Origin of the sequence: Microcoleus sp. EPA2 (genome assembly GCA_020882975.1) — a bacterium.
Classification (GTDB): Bacteria; Cyanobacteriota; Cyanobacteriia; order Cyanobacteriales; family Microcoleaceae; genus Microcoleus.
On the sequence record JAHRFD010000004.1, the window covers coordinates 219,804 to 236,751 of the forward strand.

General features: G+C 43.0%; 21 protein-coding genes. 9 read left to right on the forward strand and 12 right to left on the reverse strand.

Translation table 11 applies throughout. The features are described 5' to 3' along the window. Window positions 1-18: 18 nt before the first annotated feature. The 7 genes from acs (at window position 19) to AAFP14_RS06735 (ending at window position 5,038) form a co-directional block, all read left to right on the forward strand. Window positions 19-1,989: an acetate--CoA ligase gene (gene acs / locus AAFP14_RS06705; protein ID WP_341731513.1), complete on the forward strand. Its 1,971-nt coding sequence runs from the start codon at window positions 19-21 to the stop codon at window positions 1,987-1,989. 181 nt (window positions 1,990-2,170) lie between these two features. After that, the gene (locus AAFP14_RS06710) at window positions 2,171-2,377 is read left to right on the forward strand and encodes a hypothetical protein (RefSeq protein WP_333104262.1); all 207 of its coding nucleotides are present in this window, start codon (window positions 2,171-2,173) and stop codon (window positions 2,375-2,377) included. Beyond that, window positions 2,374-2,628, forward strand: a complete 255-nt coding sequence (locus tag AAFP14_RS06715) for a hypothetical protein (protein WP_341731514.1) — start codon at window positions 2,374-2,376, stop codon at window positions 2,626-2,628. Before AAFP14_RS06710 ends, AAFP14_RS06715 begins: the two co-directional genes overlap by 4 nt. A 211-nt stretch (window positions 2,629-2,839) precedes the next feature. Beyond that, a complete protein-coding gene (locus AAFP14_RS06720; RefSeq protein WP_341731515.1) occupies window positions 2,840-3,256 on the forward strand; it encodes an element excision factor XisH family protein in 417 nt (138 codons plus the stop codon). Beyond that, window positions 3,244-3,579, forward strand: coding sequence for a XisI protein (locus AAFP14_RS06725; protein WP_341731516.1), 336 nt, complete (start codon window positions 3,244-3,246; stop codon window positions 3,577-3,579). Before AAFP14_RS06720 ends, AAFP14_RS06725 begins: the two co-directional genes overlap by 13 nt. Before the next feature lie 13 nt (window positions 3,580-3,592). Then, on the forward strand, window positions 3,593-3,736 hold the full coding sequence (locus tag AAFP14_RS06730) for a hypothetical protein (protein ID WP_341731517.1): 144 nt from the start codon (window positions 3,593-3,595) through the stop codon (window positions 3,734-3,736). 270 nt (window positions 3,737-4,006) lie between these two features. Continuing rightward, window positions 4,007-5,038, forward strand: coding sequence for a sulfate/molybdate ABC transporter ATP-binding protein (locus tag AAFP14_RS06735; protein WP_341731518.1), 1,032 nt, complete (start codon window positions 4,007-4,009; stop codon window positions 5,036-5,038). A gap of 128 nt (window positions 5,039-5,166) precedes the next feature. On the opposite strand, the gene AAFP14_RS06740 is transcribed toward AAFP14_RS06735, so the two are convergent. From AAFP14_RS06740 to AAFP14_RS06775, 8 genes are all read right to left on the reverse strand, one after another. Then, the gene (locus AAFP14_RS06740; protein WP_341731519.1) at window positions 5,167-5,394 is read right to left on the reverse strand and encodes a hypothetical protein; all 228 of its coding nucleotides are present in this window, start codon (window positions 5,392-5,394) and stop codon (window positions 5,167-5,169) included. A 344-nt stretch (window positions 5,395-5,738) separates the two neighbouring features. Beyond that, window positions 5,739-7,265, reverse strand: coding sequence for a phosphomannomutase/phosphoglucomutase (locus tag AAFP14_RS06745; RefSeq protein WP_341731520.1), 1,527 nt, complete (start codon window positions 7,263-7,265; stop codon window positions 5,739-5,741). A gap of 249 nt (window positions 7,266-7,514) precedes the next feature. Then, window positions 7,515-8,420, reverse strand: coding sequence for a D-hexose-6-phosphate mutarotase (locus AAFP14_RS06750; RefSeq protein WP_341731521.1), 906 nt, complete (start codon window positions 8,418-8,420; stop codon window positions 7,515-7,517). Window positions 8,421-8,639: 219 nt separating this feature from the next. Next, a complete protein-coding gene (locus AAFP14_RS06755) occupies window positions 8,640-8,942 on the reverse strand; it encodes a hypothetical protein (protein WP_341731522.1) in 303 nt (100 codons plus the stop codon). 28 nt (window positions 8,943-8,970) lie between these two features. After that, complete coding sequence (locus tag AAFP14_RS06760) at window positions 8,971-9,396, reverse strand: nuclear transport factor 2 family protein (protein WP_341731523.1); 426 nt, start codon at window positions 9,394-9,396, stop codon at window positions 8,971-8,973. 53 nt (window positions 9,397-9,449) lie between these two features. Continuing rightward, a complete protein-coding gene (locus tag AAFP14_RS06765; RefSeq protein WP_341731524.1) occupies window positions 9,450-10,118 on the reverse strand; it encodes a glutathione S-transferase in 669 nt (222 codons plus the stop codon). Next, complete coding sequence (gene trhO, locus AAFP14_RS06770; protein ID WP_341731525.1) at window positions 10,102-11,049, reverse strand: oxygen-dependent tRNA uridine(34) hydroxylase TrhO; 948 nt, start codon at window positions 11,047-11,049, stop codon at window positions 10,102-10,104. Before trhO ends, AAFP14_RS06765 begins: the two co-directional genes overlap by 17 nt. Window positions 11,050-11,142: 93 nt before the next feature. Continuing rightward, on the reverse strand, window positions 11,143-13,362 hold the full coding sequence (locus tag AAFP14_RS06775) for an ATP-binding protein (RefSeq protein WP_341731526.1): 2,220 nt from the start codon (window positions 13,360-13,362) through the stop codon (window positions 11,143-11,145). A gap of 305 nt (window positions 13,363-13,667) precedes the next feature. Here AAFP14_RS06775 and AAFP14_RS06780 point away from each other — a divergent pair, with 305 nt between their 5' ends. Continuing rightward, window positions 13,668-14,444, forward strand: coding sequence for a class II glutamine amidotransferase (locus AAFP14_RS06780; RefSeq protein WP_341731527.1), 777 nt, complete (start codon window positions 13,668-13,670; stop codon window positions 14,442-14,444). On the opposite strand, the gene AAFP14_RS06785 is transcribed toward AAFP14_RS06780, so the two are convergent. Further along, window positions 14,428-14,574, reverse strand: a complete 147-nt coding sequence (locus AAFP14_RS06785) for a hypothetical protein (protein WP_341731528.1) — start codon at window positions 14,572-14,574, stop codon at window positions 14,428-14,430. The two genes, AAFP14_RS06780 and AAFP14_RS06785, sit on opposite strands and share 17 nt — an antisense overlap. Before the next feature lie 139 nt (window positions 14,575-14,713). After that, a complete protein-coding gene (locus tag AAFP14_RS06790; protein ID WP_341731529.1) occupies window positions 14,714-15,082 on the reverse strand; it encodes a hypothetical protein in 369 nt (122 codons plus the stop codon). Window positions 15,083-15,291: 209 nt separating this feature from the next. Between AAFP14_RS06790 and AAFP14_RS06795 the strand changes: the two genes are divergently transcribed. Then, complete coding sequence (locus tag AAFP14_RS06795) at window positions 15,292-15,435, forward strand: hypothetical protein (RefSeq protein ID WP_341731530.1); 144 nt, start codon at window positions 15,292-15,294, stop codon at window positions 15,433-15,435. Window positions 15,436-15,602: 167 nt separating this feature from the next. Here the strand turns inward: AAFP14_RS06795 and AAFP14_RS06800 are convergent, their stop codons facing one another. Together AAFP14_RS06800 and AAFP14_RS06805 are read right to left on the reverse strand one after the other, a co-directional pair. Continuing rightward, window positions 15,603-16,169: a transposase gene (locus tag AAFP14_RS06800; protein ID WP_341731531.1), complete on the reverse strand. Its 567-nt coding sequence runs from the start codon at window positions 16,167-16,169 to the stop codon at window positions 15,603-15,605. Further along, window positions 16,135-16,944 carry a hypothetical protein gene (locus tag AAFP14_RS06805; protein ID WP_341731532.1) on the reverse strand — a complete coding sequence of 270 codons (810 nt, stop codon included), beginning with the start codon at window positions 16,942-16,944 and terminating at the stop codon, window positions 16,135-16,137. The genes AAFP14_RS06800 and AAFP14_RS06805 overlap by 35 nt, the downstream gene beginning before the upstream one ends. Window positions 16,945-16,948: the final 4 nt, after the last annotated feature.

Below are 16,948 nucleotides of genomic sequence, written 5' to 3' on the forward strand. Positions count from 1 at the left end.
AAATTAAAACTAACAGCGATGTCACAAGATACGATCGAATCAATTCTCCAAGAAAAACGCCTGTTTCAGCCGCCCGCTGAATTCTCCCAAAAAGCTCACATCAAAAGCCTAGAAGAGTACCAAGCCCTTTACGACAAAGCCAAAGCAGACCCCCAAGCATTCTGGGCCGAACTCGCCACACAAGAATTAGACTGGTTCCAAAAATGGGATACCGTACTCGACTGGCAGCCGCCCTTTGCTAAATGGTTTGTCAATGGTAAAATTAACATTTCTTACAATTGTCTAGACAGACATTTAACAACTTGGCGCAAAAATAAAGCAGCCCTGATTTGGGAAGGGGAACCCGGAGACTCCCGCACCCTCACCTACGCCCAACTCCACCGCGAAGTTTGCCAAATGGCTAACGTAATCAAGGATTTGGGAGTGGAAAAAGGCGATCGCGTCGGTATCTATATGCCCATGATTCCCGAAGCTGCGATCGCCATGTTAGCCTGTGCCAGAATCGGTGCAGTACATAGCGTGGTGTTTGGCGGATTTAGTGCTGAAGCTTTGCGCGATCGACTCAACGACGGCCAAGCCAAACTCGTCATCACCGCTGACGGTGGCTTCCGCAAAGATGCAGCAGTCGGCCTCAAAGCACAAGTAGACAAAGCATTAGCAAATAATGCCGCACCTAGCGTTACCAACGTCCTCGTAGTTCAGCGCACAAAACAGCAAATTGACATGGCACCGGGGCGCGATGTTTGGTGGCATGAATTGCAAAAAGATGCCTCTGCAAATTGTCCAGCCGAACCGATGGATAGTGAAGATATGCTATTCATTCTTTACACTTCTGGAAGTACCGGAAAACCCAAAGGTGTCGTCCATACAACGGGTGGTTATAACCTTTATAGCCACATGACAACCAAGTGGATCTTCGACCTCCAAGATACTGATGTTTACTGGTGTACTGCGGATGTCGGCTGGATTACTGGACACAGTTACATAGTCTACGGGCCGCTGTCCAACGGTGCGACAACTGTCATGTATGAAGGTGCTCCTCGCCCTTCTAATCCAGGCTGTTTTTGGGATGTCATTGAAAAATATGGTGTCACTGTTTTTTATACTGCACCAACCGCAATTCGCACGTTTATGAAAATGGGCGAAGAGTTGCCAAATGCCAGAGATTTATCATCTTTGCGGTTGTTGGGAACTGTCGGCGAACCGATTAATCCTGAAGCTTGGATGTGGTATCAGCGGGTAATTGGCAACTCGAATTGTCCGATCGTCGATACTTGGTGGCAAACTGAAACTGGTGGCATTATGATTACTGCTTTACCTGGTGCAATTCCGACAAAACCAGGTTCTGCAACCCTTCCTTTCCCCGGAATTATTGCCGATGTTGTTAACCAAGATGGCGAACCAGTAACTAACGAAAGCGGCGGTTATTTAGTTGTGAAACATCCTTGGCCGGGAATGATGCGGACTCTTTACAACGATGCCGATCGCTTCCGTCGCACTTATTGGGAATATTTGCACCCCAAAGATGGCGAATTCGTCTACTTTGCAGGGGACGGCGCGCACAAGGACAAAGATGGTTATTTCTGGGTAATGGGCCGCGTTGACGACGTGATTAATGTGGCAGGACATCGACTCGGTACGATGGAAGTTGAATCGGCTTTGGTATCGCATCCAGCGGTGGCGGAAGCTGCGGTTGTGGGGAAACCGGATGAGATTAAGGGTGAGGAAATTGTGGCGTTTGTGACGCTGGAAAATTCACAGCAACCTAGCGATGAATTGGCTAAGGAATTGAAGCAGCACGTTGTTAAGGAAATTGGGGCGATCGCACGTCCGGGCGAAATTCGATTTACTGATGCTTTACCGAAGACTCGCAGCGGGAAGATTATGCGGCGTTTGTTGCGTTCTTTGGCTGCTGGTTTGGAGGTGACTGGGGATACTTCGACTTTGGAAGATCGGACGGTTTTAGATAAGTTGCGGGGTGGTTCCTAGGGGTATTTTTGCAACTGCAGATGTAGGCTGATTAACGCAGATGAACGCAGATAAGATTAGATATGCGTTCATCTGGGTTTAATTTTTAGGTATAATTTAAATCTTGCACAATAGCCAGAAACCGGGTTGTTTTGGGTTTATTGACAATGGTGCAATATTTACGGCAATGTAGAGTGTAGGAATGTTAGAAAACCCTGAAAATAAAGTTTGGCTTGATGCAGACACAATCGTGGCTACTAGCGATCGGCAAGCTGCTATTCGTCGCTGCCGTGAGTTGGCAGAGTATAATGAATTAAGAGGCGAGGGGCGCTGCACTTTCTGCGGTGTCATTCTCAATAAAAGTGGTAAGTCATACCGCTGTATTTTTGAACGGGAGATAGAGGAATGAGTCAGATGTGGACTGAAGAACAAATCAGACAAATAATCCCAGATATTGATTCACAGTTAGACGACAGTGATATTCCAACTGTGATTATTAAGGGTGAAGGTAGCAGTATTTTTCTCTCCTTTGAGAACCGTCGCGAGATTGAATTTTTGATAGCCCAATTATCTAGCTTACTGATTCATCACGAGGAATTAGATCTGGGAGTTACTGTTAAGGGGTATGTGACAACATTTGGTGAGTATAGCTCTCAATAGGCCGCAATACTACTTCTGAAATAAAACGGCTTCGGATAAATTGCGGGCTGATTTATAGGGGTATTTAACCGCAGATGTAGGCAGATGAACGCGGATGAACGCAGATAAGATTTACATCTGTGTTCATCTGCGGTTTAGTTAGAGTTTAAGATAATTGCATGATAATTTGCTATCATATAACCATGAAGTCTTATTTTGCTCGTTTTGTTTTATGCCCGCTTTAGACCTCTACCACAATACAGTCAAAAAATCTCTCCTCAATGATGGCTGGATAATTACTCACGATCCTCTCCATCTGAAATGGGGTAAAAAAGATATGTATGTGGATCTGGGAGCAAAACAGGTGCTAGCAGCAGAACGAGGAGAACAGAAAATTGCTGTGGAAGTCAAAAGCTTTGTCAGCGATTCAGAAATGCAGGACTTGAGAGATGCGATCGCACAATTTACTATTTATCGGTCTGTTCTTCAAAGAACTTATCCAGAACATACGCTTTATCTGGCTGTTCGCGATATTACTTATGAATCTCTATTTGAAGAACCGATCGGTCAATTAATGATCGAAGATGAAAATCTCAAGCTGATTGTATTCGATCCAAATCAAGAGGCGATCGTAAAATGGATACTTTAGCTAACTTCAGAACTACGATTAAAACAGTCCTGGAACCCTATACAAAAATTCCTTACTCTCACGGCGATATAATTTGTAAAGCCGTGTTTGATGACAACTCAGACAGTTACCTGCTAGTTACTTTAGGATGGGATAAAGCCAAACGAATTCACGGCTGTTTGGTTCATATAGATATTATTGACAATAAGATTTGGGTACAGCGAGATGAGACAGAATACGGCGTGACTAAAGAACTTGTAGCTGCTGGAATTCCCAAGGATTCGATTGTTTTAGGATTTCATCCAGCAGATGTCAGACCTCATACGGGTTATGCAGTTGCTTAGTTACAGCTTATGTATGAAAGATTTAAGCTTTTATTGCTTGCGATCGAGCATCGATCGTCGATCGCAAGTAATATTTGAGTGTGGGTGCAGCGATCGCCTGCATACTAAAGTTAGGTTAGGCGATCGCTCTTTTACGTTTCCCGATTCACAGATCTAGCAAAAAAATCTTATTTACCGCGCCATAAATGAACGGCATCCGGGTTAATTTGCGACCTGACTTGCAGCCATTCTTCTAACAAGTAATCATCATCGACTGCTTGAGAATGCTGTTCGTCTTTGAGAATTGCTAAGACGTGAACTACTGTAAATAGATATAGTAACTGGAGTTAATAAAAATTTCAATTCCTAAAAAAAGTTACGACCATGACAGACAACGGTATTTAATGTATAGTACGTAAAATCGGTCAACGAACAGGAGTTAAAGGTTATGAGCATTACAATTGAGAACGTATCCAAGCACTTTGGGTCGTTTCATGCCATTGACAGCGTGAGTTTGGAAATTAAAAACGGCTCTCTAGTGGCGCTGTTGGGCCCTTCGGGCTCCGGGAAATCGACTTTGCTGAGGATGATTGCGGGACTTGAACCCCCAGATAGCGGTAACATTTATTTAATCGGTGAAGATGCTACTCAGCAGTCGGTGCAGGAACGGAATATCGGTTTTGTGTTTCAGCATTACGCTTTGTTTAAGCACATGACGATCAGAAAAAATATTGCTTTTGCGATGGAAATTCGCAAAGTTCCTAAAGGCACAATTACTAAACGGGTTGAGGAACTTTTGGAGTTAGTGCAGTTGAGTGGTTTGGGCGATCGGTACCCTTCCCAGCTTTCGGGAGGCCAACGACAGCGGGTGGCCTTAGCCAGAGCTCTAGCAGTTCAGCCGAAAGTGCTGCTATTAGATGAACCTTTCGGAGCGTTGGATGCTAAAGTTCGCAAAGAATTGCGATCGTGGCTGCACCAACTCCACAAAGAAGTGAATATCACTACAGTTTTTGTGACTCACGATCAAGAAGAAGCGATGGAAGTAGCCGATGAAATTGTAGTGATGAACAAAGGTAGAGTGGAACAAGTTGGCACTCCTGCTCAAATTTATGACAAACCGGCAACGGCTTTTGTGATGAGTTTTATTGGGCCTGTTAATGTGTTGCCGAATGCGATCGGGCTGTTTAACAGGAATGCTGAAGAACTCTCTAACCATGGAGCTGCTCATTCTCAAGTAGTATTTTTGCGTCCCCATGATGTGGTAATTAACACTCAGCCGGAGTCCGGTTTTGCTGAAGCAAAAGTCAGCCGCATCATTCATCTGGGACGCGAAATTCAAACTGAATTACTATTAGAATCGGGTCAAATTGTGACAGCTTATCTCAGCCGCGAGCGCTTCGAGCAACTACAGTTAGTGCGAAATCAAAGGGTTTATGTCAAACCCAAACACGCGATGACTTTTCCTGCTTATTCTATGTAAATTCACCTTTGCATCTTACTCAAAATGGGATGGGCAAGCTTCTATAATACTTTCTTATAGAACTAAGGCTAATCACAGACTGGAATAGGACAGGGAGTCTGGGAGGGGGTATTTCCCTTTCCTCGTCTCTATAGGGATTCAAAGGTAGCACTAAAACCATCTAAGGTAAAACATTCTTCTATAAAATCCTCTGCGTCATTGACGTTTTCAATTTGATATTCCATAATGCGTTGGCCGTCACCTTTCATTTTTTTGGAAGAAAGAGGTGTCCCCGGATATTTTTCGGCGATCGCCTTGAATGCCTTAGAATGGATATCCCAGCTTGCTGCTGAACAGTTAATGCTTACACGCCACATAATTAAATTCCTGGTTGGATAGGATTTGTCAATAGTCTGAAACTTATTGTGCCACGATTTGGTAAATCCCATCCGCGCTCAGATATTATTAATAATCTTGTGGTTGGGGAGGGAGCCATCATGCTCCATCGCCGTCAGGGATGTTTATCATAAAATAAATTACAATGAAGTGTCTTGGAATTGATGAAATACAACATCATCCCCTATAATACCAGTTTTTTATGAAGCTGCATAGAATCTGATCCCCCCTAGCCCCCCTGGTGGGAGGGGGGGACAAGATTCCGCTCAAAGTCCCCCTTGGTTAGGGGTGGGTTCCCCTCCAGGGAGGGGTTAGGGGTGGGTTCCTACTTCAACAGTGTAGAAAAATCAAGAGATTCTGTTGTTTGGAAAAAAACTAAAAGCCGATCGACTATGCGACGGACACCACCTTGGACATTAGACTCAACATTCAAAGGCATCACCGGATCGTGCAGAGATAAACGTAACAGAAACCAGCCAGATTCGTCAGGTGAGGTGCAGGAAATCCGCAATCCTTCATAGTTATTAGGAACGATTTTCCAGTTCGCTTGAGTTGATGCAAATTCTTGCAGTTGTTCAATAACGCGATCGCCCAGAGTCCTAAAATCATCCACACTAATTTTAATCCGAAACTCTGCACTTTCTTCAGGCTCTTGCAAATTCCTAATTAAATCGGGCAATGACTTATTTACCAGCTTAGATTTAGCCAATTCAATCAATAGTTTACTAACCAAATAAGCACCATCATCCAGAAAGTAATTTTCCTTCAAAGCTCCATGACCAGAAGTTTCAATAGCCAGCCAAGATTCCTGTCCGCTTTGATTGAGACGAATCGACTCATCAATCACATTTTTGTAGCCTCGTTTAAAGCGATGGTGAATTCCCTTTAAATCCTGTTCGATGAATTGCGTTAAGCCATCGGAAGTAATGGAATCGGTAACAACGGTGGAACCAGGGTGTTCTTGTAAGACGATCGCCGAAATCAAGGCAATTAAGCGATTGCGATTGAGTTCCTTGCCGGCTCCATCGACGGCGGCACTGCGATCGACATCCGTATCAAAAATAATCCCAAAATCAGCTTGATTAGCAATTACCGCTTGACAAATTGACTGCATTGCCTGTTTATCTTCAGGATTTGGTACATGATTGGGAAAAGTGCCATCCGGTTCCAGAAACTGACTGCCTGTGGTGTCAGCACCTAAAGGTTTTAAAACTTTATCCACATAGAATCCACCCGCACCATTACCCGCATCCACAACAATTTTTAATCCCTTTAATGGGTGTTGAAAATTATCTGGATGATTAACTGATTCGCGAATTTTAGTCACAAACTGGTTAGCATAAACAGATATAAAATCATGTTTTTCAATGCTACCTGGAACTGTGGCTAGTTCAAAATTATTACTTTCAGCTAATGCTAAGATATCTGTAATATCTTTTTTTTGTAAACCCCCATTGGCGGTGAAAAACTTTAAGCCGTTCCGATTAAAAGGCAAATGGCTAGCCGTGAGCATAATTGCGCCCTCGCAATCAAAACCAGGAGTAATGGTACTCATAAACATCGCCGGAGTTGATGCCATGTCAAAATCGTATACTTGGCTACCAACTGAGGTGATTCCGGCCATGACTGCTGACATTAAACTGGGCCCGGATAGGCGGCTGTCGCGCCCGATCGCGATCGTTAACTTTTCCGAAGGTTTATGGACTTTTCCCACCAGCCAATTAGCAAATGCTTGACCCAAAATTGTGGCAATTTCCGGTGTGAGGTTAACTTTTTCATCGGCAACCCCTTCGAGAGCGATACCGCGAATATCTGAGCCATTTTGGAGTTTTTTCCAGTTATAGTTTTGCATAATCATTGATGGTAATATCTACAATACCTCAGTTTACAGCAGGTTGAAATTAAATATTGTTACATTTGTTGCGATCGCCTTTAGGACACCCGCAACAATCAGTCACAAATAATTATTCATCTCTCTCTTATCTTCCTCTGCGTTCTCTGCGCTCTCTGCGGTTAAATCTTAGACATTACGGTGACAGAGTTGTTCAATTCAATAGTGAAAATAATAGCCCCATCACCGCTGAGATTAACCTCTCATTTCTTAATTACGCTCCACGCTGTAAATTGCAGCCAATCGAAACTCACCATCAGCAGGAACTTCGACAACATCCGTCGCCGCATTGGTCGTTTCCACGCAGATTAAACGCTGATAATCGCTATCATCAAGGTCGGCCATACTTGCAGATATTTTCACCCAGGGATTCCACACTACAGCAGATTTGCTACCAGAGGATTTAATGCGAATACGGCGATTAAGACTGCTATCGTCAATGACTAATTCATTGGGAACATCGAGATAAATGCGATCGACTTCACCAGTTGCTACCACTCCACCCACTTGAGTTTTTTCCACACCACCATCGGCTTTATCAAGATACTGGGTATTTTCCAATCCCAAAACCTGCACGCGGTTGATATCTCCTACTTGGAAATAGGTGTGGAAAGCTTGGGTGAGGGGAAAAGCTTTATCGCCTAAATTGCGGGTAATTAATTCTACCGTGAGAGTGGTGCTGACCGTAATGGCGATCGTCAATTCAAAGGCTTGGGGCCACATCGCCCTCGTTTCCTCAGTATCCTTAAGCCCCAAAATCACTTGAGTTGCGCCCTCTGGAGTAGTGCTGGTGGCTACCACATTCCAGAGGCGATTCCGCACAAACCCGTGGGCTGGACGCCCCAAACCTTCGGGATCGGGGCCAAACCAAGGCCAACAGATGGGTATACCGCCTTTGATGGCTTTCCCTTCCGCATAGTAGGCTTTGTCGCTGAGGAACATCAAATCTGTGGTTTCGGTGGCTGGTTGGAAGGAGAGCACTTGGCCAGAATACACAGAAATCAAGGCTTTGGCTTGGCCATTGTCGATGTGAATCATCGGAAAACCACCATTTCCGGTGGCAAAAGTGAGGTGGCCGGCAATGCCATAGTCGGTGTTTAATTGGTCAATACTCATGCTGTTGGCCTGGTTAACTGCTTCACAATTATCTCAGGACTTTAGTATTATTGAACCGCGAAGACGCGAAGGACACGAAGTAGCTTTGTAGGGTGCGTCGCCGCCGGATATTCAATGGAAATTGCTGATTGTAGAAAGCGACGCACCTTTATCCTTGACTCATCCTGTGAATAAGTTGCCTAACAGCTTGGGCTTCAGCGGACGGACTTGCACTTTGTATCATAACTGATAGTGTAAAGATCGGTTATATTGATTTTTATTTTCAGCACCTATTTGATTGACAGCACTAGCACGGAAAGCCGAACGGACGCTGATTCTACCGAGTGCATCTTGAATTGGCTCAAGCACTTTTTCGCACAGATTTTTCCCGGCGGCAATTGCTAAATCTGGATCGTCCGGGATATTGGGAATGCTTTCAATTTGTGATATTTCCGAATACAGAAATTCACGCATAAAAAAACTCTTTGAAAGTTGGATACGTCCTAATTCTTCCAGAGATTTTACTGTTTGTGGTTTTCTCATACTTTTAACACAGTTTTTAGAGGACGAATCATGGGCGTTCCCATTTAAACTTTCGGTCAGACTCTTGAATTAGCACATCATTAATACTAGCTTCACGTCTTCGCATCAATCCATTTTCGGCAAATTCCCACTGTTCGTTACCATAGGCGCGATACCAGTAGCCAGAATCATCATGCCACTCGTATTCAAAACGCACAGAAATTCGATTGTCAGTAAAACTCCATAGTTCTTTTTTCAAACGATAGTCTAATTCTTTTGCCCATTTGCGTTTTAAGAAAGCTTTGATTTCTGCTCTTCCACTAAAAAATTCGGCGCGATTTCGCCACTGTGAATCTTCGGTGTAAGCCAAGGCTACTCGTTCTGGATCGCGACTATTCCAAGCATCTTCTGCGGCTTGAACTTTTGCTTTAGCTGTTTCTAAGGTAAAAGGTGGTAGAGGTGGTTTAGTTTCCATTTTGATTTAGATAGAGGATATAGTACAAGTTACTCAGATAGAATGCACTTGGGTTAAGGGAAAACAACGCATTCATTACCAGATTCCCATTTCGGATATTTAGGCATAATCCGAGCGTAAATTTCGGAATCTACAAACTCGGTTAACCAAGACTGTAAGTGTGGCAAAGACTGTTGATTAAACCACTCTATATCCGTATGAGCAAATTGACGAATAAAAGGGGCGATCGCCCTATCTGCCAAAGCCACACGATTCCCAAACAAATATCTGGTCTCCCTTAACCGTGAGTTGAGTATTTCCAGATATAAATAACCTTCTGTTCGATGAACAATTGCATCAGTATTTTCATAACGATTCGGGTATTTATAACGGTCAAGATGATATTTAAAACCCCGATCGCATTTATCGATTAATTCCAGCATTTGCTCAACAGAACCTTGCTCTGGCGTTAACCATTGTTCAGGATCGTGTTGCTCCAGAGCCCAAAACATGATGTCAATACTTTCCTCTAATACCCGTCCATCGCGATCGACCAATACTGGCACCGTACCTTTGGGAGATACATCCAACATTTCCGGGGGTTTATCCCGCAAGACAACCTCCCGTAATTCACACACTATCCCGCTTGCAACCACAGCCAAGCGCGCCCGCATCGCATAGGGACAGCGACGAAAAGAATACAAAATTGGGTAATTTGAAATACCTTCAGTTGGTGCTATCATCGGGTTTTTCCTGAGCATGATAACGCGCACCAATATGTTTTTGGTCGCGACTCTTAGCCAACTCAATCTGACGTTGACGTTCCGATAAACTTTGTTTCTGTGCTTCCGTTTTTGTACCATAGCAATGAGGACAACTCATCCCTAATACAAATAATTCCGAAGCTCGATCTTCCTGACTAATCGGGTGGCGGCAAGCGCGACAAAGTTCATAGTCACCGGGCTTTAATCCATGACCAACTGTCACACGTTCATCAAACACAAAACATTCGCCTTCCCAACGACTTTCCGCTTCCGGGACAGTTTCTAAATATTTTAAAATTCCGCCTTCTAGGTGATAGACTTCATCAAAACCTACCTTACGTAAAAAAGCAGTAGATTTCTCGCACCGAATCCCACCTGTGCAGAACATGGCTACCTTGGGTTTTTCCCGTAACGCCGTTTCTTTAAGTACCCATTCTGGTAATTCGGAAAAGCTTTTTGTTTTAGGATCGATCGCACCTTTAAAAGTGCCGATCGATACTTCGTAGTCATTGCGCACATCAACTACGACAACATCAGGATCGTCAAGCAGTTTGTTCCATTCTTCGGGCTTGACATATTGACCAGCCATCTGGTTAGGATTAATATCAGGTACACCCATCGTGACAATTTCGCGCTTCAAGCGTACCTTGAGGCGATAAAACGGTAATTTTTCTGAGTAGGATTCCTTGTGTACCAAATCTGCAAAACGGCTGTCACTTCGCAGGAATGCCAGCACTGCATAGATGCTTTCGGGTGTACCTGCGATCGTCCCATTGATGCCTTCTTCGGCAAGCAGAATAGTACCAACGACTTGATTTTCCTCGCAGCAGGCGAGCAGCGGTGCTCTGAGCTGGGCAAAATCCGATAATTCAACGAACTTATATAATGCAGCGGTTAAGAATTTAGCCATCTATCTTAGTATTTATTGCAACTGAAAAAACAAATCACTCCTAGCATCATATCATCCCCGGTCTGTGGTTAAGCGCTCTTTTTTAAACTAAATTTAATTTAACAAATCATTTGAGCGGACTCTAATATTTTGAGGGAGTACGATCGCAAATTCCGTACCTGCTCCTGGTGTAGACGTGCAAATCAGATCTCCTTGATGTTTATCTCGCACAATCTGATAAGCTATCGACAATCCTAATCCTGTACCTTTTCCTACAGGCTTTGTGGTAAAAAAGGGATCGAATATCTTAGATATAAAATTTTCTTTTATGCCCAACCCATTATCTCTAATTTTGATTATTGCCAAATCTTCCGGGGTCATTTCAGTAGAAATTACAATAGTTGGGTGATTGTTGATACCCTCCATATTTACTTCGAGAACAGCGTCGATCGCATTACTCAAAATATTCATAAAAACTTGGTTTAACAAACCAGGATAACACTCTATTTTGGATAAAATGCCATAGTTTTTAATCACTTCAATAGCAGGTCTTTGCTCAGTCGCTCTCAAACGATGTTGTAAAATCATGAGAGTGCTTTCCAAACCAGAGCGCAGGTCAACTGGTTTCAATTCTGATTCGTCTAGTCGAGAAAAATTTCGCAAATTTAGCACAATATCTGTGATGCGATTCGTTCCTTCTTGCATGGAATCCATAATTTTTTGTAAGTCCTCTTTCACAAAATCTAAATCGCAATTTGCTAAAGATTTTTGAAGTTCAGGCGTAGGACTAGGATAGTGTTTTTCATAAAGATTAATTATTTCTAGCAGTTCTTCAATATATTCTTTAGTACAGGTGATGTTACCATGAATAAAGTTGACTGGATTGTTAATTTCATGGGCAATGCCTGCCACCATTTGCCCTAAACTAGACATTTTTTCAGTTTGGACTAATTGGGATTGAGTTGTTTGGAGGTTGTAAAGAGCTTCTGAAAGTTCTTTTGTGCGTTGTTCTACTCTATTTTCTAATTGCTCATTAGTGTTTTTTAAACTTATGAAATATTCCCGCAGTCGCTCGGCCATGCTGTTGAAAGAAGTGGCTAAAATTTCTATTTCTGTAATGCGCGACCCAGGTACGTTTTGTTCTAATTCTCCCGCGGCGATCGCTTGAGACGCAGTGACAATCCGAAAGATAGATTGGATAATGCGGCCAGAGGTACAAATCCCCAAGGAAACTGCTACTAACAATGCTCCCGCACACAGCCCAATTGTAGTGCGAGTATTGGCGTTAATTTGTTCTGTAAAGTCAGATTCGGGAACGACAACTACTACTAGCCAGTCTAAACCAAATTTATCCTGCCAAGGTGCTGTGCGGACAAATTGGCGACGACCTTTATCGGTAAATTGTAAGTTATGATTTTCTGTGATTTCCCGAAAACTACCAAAGGTTTTATTTAAATAAGTAGCGGTCGATTTAATTAAAATCTCGCTACTATTTACAGCATTAATTCTATCGGCTTTTTTGTTAGTTATTTTAAAAGGATGTTCCTGAGATGAACTCGCTACCAGCATACCGTCGCGCTCTACAATAAAAATTTTACCGGAAGAACTAACTGCTATTTTTCGCAGATAATCACTGATTTGAGAAAGGCGGATGTCAACAACTAAAACACCTTGTAAACTGTTATTATTGTAGATGGGATAGCCAGAAGCAATAGATAAAATTTCGGGAAAACCTTCCCAATTAGTAATTTTACTCCAAATCGGTTTTCTCGAACGGATGGCTTGTTTATACACGAGATCGTTCCGAGGCTCGTAATCATATACATATTCCAAATTAATGCGATTTCCTTGCCCATCTGTATGGTAACTGTGAGTTTTACCTTTAGTCTTGGCTGAAAGTTCATCAATAACTATTTTTCCAGGATCGAGGAAATATCCAGAACCAACATAGTTACCTTGGGCTGAACTGTAGAAGATGTAGCCAACATTAAATACCTGCATTTCTTTCCAAAAAAAATGTCCTAATTTAGGAAAGTTTTGTAAGTCTAATTGTCCTAATTTAATAGCATCGGCATTAATTTGATTGATTTGTTGGGGTGTTGCTAGATAGCTGTCTAGGTGCTGATGGATGCGATCGCTAACTTCGTTGCTGAGTCGATTGGCTAAGTCGTTAATGGCTTTTTGTCCGTTGCGGAATGATAAATATCCCGTTAAGCCTACGGCGGCGAAGATTTGTAGGACAAAGGGAACGATCAGGAGGGTTTGCAGGGAGAATTTTCGGTTCGCTGGATTGGAAAAAGGAAGTTTCGTCAAAATTGTGGTCGGTTTTACCATGGGCTGTATATCGGAAGTTTTGCGATCGCAGAAATAGAAGATTATCGCCAAGTAACATCATCCTCTATGTAGCCATGATATGCTATTTCTCTCCCACTACGATTGATTATCCCTAATTTTTATGACTTTTTGGGAAATTCTTGATTCTTGACTACTATAATAGTATCATTGTCAGTCCGTAGCGACCAATAGCTGCGACATCAATCAACATCTCCCAGAATTCCTGTGGAACAAGCCTCAACAACCTGTTCTTGACTATCTTTGTGGGAGATATCAATATTTCTAACTTCCTAAAATTAACAGTTATGTGCCAATTACTAGGAATGAACTGTAATGTTCCCACAGATATTTGCTTTTCTTTTGAAGGTTTTTCGGCCAGGGGTGGCAAAACTGACATTCATCAAGATGGTTGGGGAATCGCTTTCTTTGAGGGTTTAGGATGTCGCATTTTTATAGATTCTAAACCCGCCATTAGTTCTCCAGTGGCTGATTTAGTACGTCGCTATCCGATTCATTCAACTAACGTGATTGCTCACATCCGTAAAGCTACTCAAGGTGACATTGTTCTGGAAAATTGTCATCCTTTTGGGCGGGAACTTTGGGGGCGCTATTGGGTGTTTGCTCACAACGGAAATCTGGAAAATTTCAATCCTGAAAGTGCTGGGTTTTACAAACCTGTGGGTAAAACTGACAGTGAAAAAGCGTTTTGTTTGATATTGGAAAAATTGCGCTCGACTTTTCCTGAATATAAGCCGGATTTAACTGAAATTTATCCGGTGCTGAATGAAATTACTCAAACTTTAGCAGAGTACGGAATTTTTAATTATTTACTTTCCGATGGAGAACATTTGTTTGTGCATTGTTCTACCAACCTGCATTATATTGTGAGACAAGCACCTTTTGCTAGCGCCCACTCGATCGATGAGGATGTGACGGTGGATTTTCGGGAATTGACCAACGAGGGCGATCGCGTGGCGGTAATTGCTACTTTACCACTTACGGATAATGAAGTGTGGACGAAGATTCAGCCGGGAGAATTGCTGGTATTTCATGAGGGTTTACCAATCAATTTTGAAAGATAAATGGCATACCAGATTTAGTTTTGTAAATAGGTGAGGGGCGATCGCCCGGAAGTTCCCCCGCTTGAAGTTGTGCGATTACAGGCTGAATGTCGTTGCGAATGTTGCGATAGCGTTTGGCTAAAGTTCGCAAGTCTCGTTGAAATCGGGGGGTGAGTTCAATTGCGATCGGTTGTCCATCGGTTGCGATCGCTCAATTAAATCGCAAATAACTTCCAGGTAACGTCGCAACAGCATTCTTGATGATTAACTACTCATCAACAGTCATATCTTCAAACAAAAGTGGTAGCTGAATTTTGACTTCCTAACCAATAGTCAAATCCAGTTCCTTTACGAGAGCGTTCAATGACTGTGAGATTTGTTAATTGCAGAATTAACAGGAATGCGATTCCATAAGCAGCTTGCTCGGTAGTATATTCTTCGTCATTCCAACATCGTCGGGTTTGCTCCGTGACTGGCTGCCAATCTAACTTGAATGTGGTAGAAAATTCTCCCTCAACTTTAAGTGTTACTCCTGGTTGGTGAGCTTCATCGGTTAGACAAATCGCACCTGCTTCTGCGATCGCGGCTCCAAAGGCAGGTGTAATCGCAGGGAGTCCCTGGCTAAGGCTTTGTAAGTTTAAGATTTGAATCTGGCTCAAAGCGGGGTTGCTCTATGGAAACTAGATATTCAATTTTATTCTCAGTTGTGACAATTTGAGTCGATCGCCACTATTTTTCCACGATCGCCTTCCTCGACTTGGGATCATCATATCGACTTTATTTCAGAGGGCAATTAGTAGAGATGTGCGATCGTGCGCAGGGCTTCAGAAACCGGGTTTCTTCCTAAATCTTGGTGGGGATGCGAAGATTGTGGCAGAAACCCGGTTTCTTGGATTTTGGGGGTGTTGGTGGGGAGGTAGAAACCGGGTTTCTTTCCTTAATTTTGGTGGGGATGCGAAGATTGTGGCAGAAACCCGGTTTCTTGGAGTTTGGGGCGATCGGTGGGGGGTGAGAAACCGGGTTTCTTTCCTTAATTTTGGTGGGGATGCGAAGATTGTGGCAGAAACCCGGTTTCTTGGAGTTTGGGGCGATCGGTGGGGGGTGAGAAACCGGGTTTCTTTCCTTAATTTTGGTGGGGATGCAAAGATTGTCACAGAAACCCGGTTTCTTGGAATTTGGCTATTCTTCAAAGGTTAAATGCTGGATTAATTTATCGCTAGTTAAGTCTTCTAAAAAGTGACGATAGTCATCTGCTGAGTTAAATTGCGATCGCACTTCATCTATTTTAGGCAAACTCACCCGCCGCAAATCGATGTATTCTTGATAGCTGGAAAACTCCCAATCTTCTGCTTTTTTAACTATATTAGCAGAGACAGGGTTTAAGTGAATATAGCGAGTGAGATGTAATAAATATTCTTCTCTATCTACATGAATGGCTTCAAAACGTCCCTGAAATAGTGAACCAACTCTGTGATAGCGTTTATTGATAGCTTTAGCATAAGACAGAGTAAACGACTGCATTATTTTAGAAAAAATATCTGTTCTCAGATAAACTAATAAATGATAGTGGTTCGGCATTAAACAATAGGCAATAATATCAACACCATTCTCAATCAGATGGTTTCTAACTTGGCGTAAAAAATAAATATAGTTGTCTCGTTCAAAAAAGATAAGTTGGCGGTTATTACCACGGTTATAAACATGATAGTAATTACCGGCTTGTAAGATAACTTCGCGGCGCGGCATAGGGCAAATCGGAGGGTAGATAAGGGGGTTTCTCTGCTGTGATGCAAAGTTCCTGGTACATTAAGGCCTCAGAAACCGGGTTTCTTTCCACCATCTCGGTGATGATGCCAAGATTGTCGCAGAAACCCGGTTTCTCTGCTGTGATGCAGAGCTCCTGGTACATTAAGGCCTTAGAAACCGGGTTTCTTTCCACCATCTCGGTGATGATGCAGAAATTATCGCAGAAACCCGGTTTCTCTGCTGTGATGCAAAGTTCCTGGTACATTAAGGCCTCAGAAACCGGGTTTCTTTCCACCATCTCGGTGATGATGCAGAAATTATCGCAGAAACCCGGTTTCTCTGCTGTGATGCAAAGTTCCTGGTACATTAAGGCCTTAGAAACCGGGTTTCTTTCCACCATCTCGGTGATGATGCAGAAATTGTCGCAGAAACCCGGTTTCTCTGCTGTGATGCAAAGTTCCTGGTACATTAAGGCCTTAGAAACCCGGTTTCTTTCCACCATCTCGGTGATGATGCAGAAATTATCGCAGAAACCCGGTTTCTCTGCTGTGATGCAAAGTTCCTGGTACATGAAGGCCTCAGAAACCGGGTTTCTTTCCACCATCTCGGTGATGATGCAGAAATTATCGCAGAAACCCGGTTTCTCTGCTGTGATGCAGAGCTCCTGGTACATTAAGGCCTTAGAAACCGGGTTTCTTTCCACCATCTCGGTGATGATGCCAAGATTATCGCAGAAACCCGGTTTCTCTGCTGTGATGCAGAGCTCCTGGTACATGAAG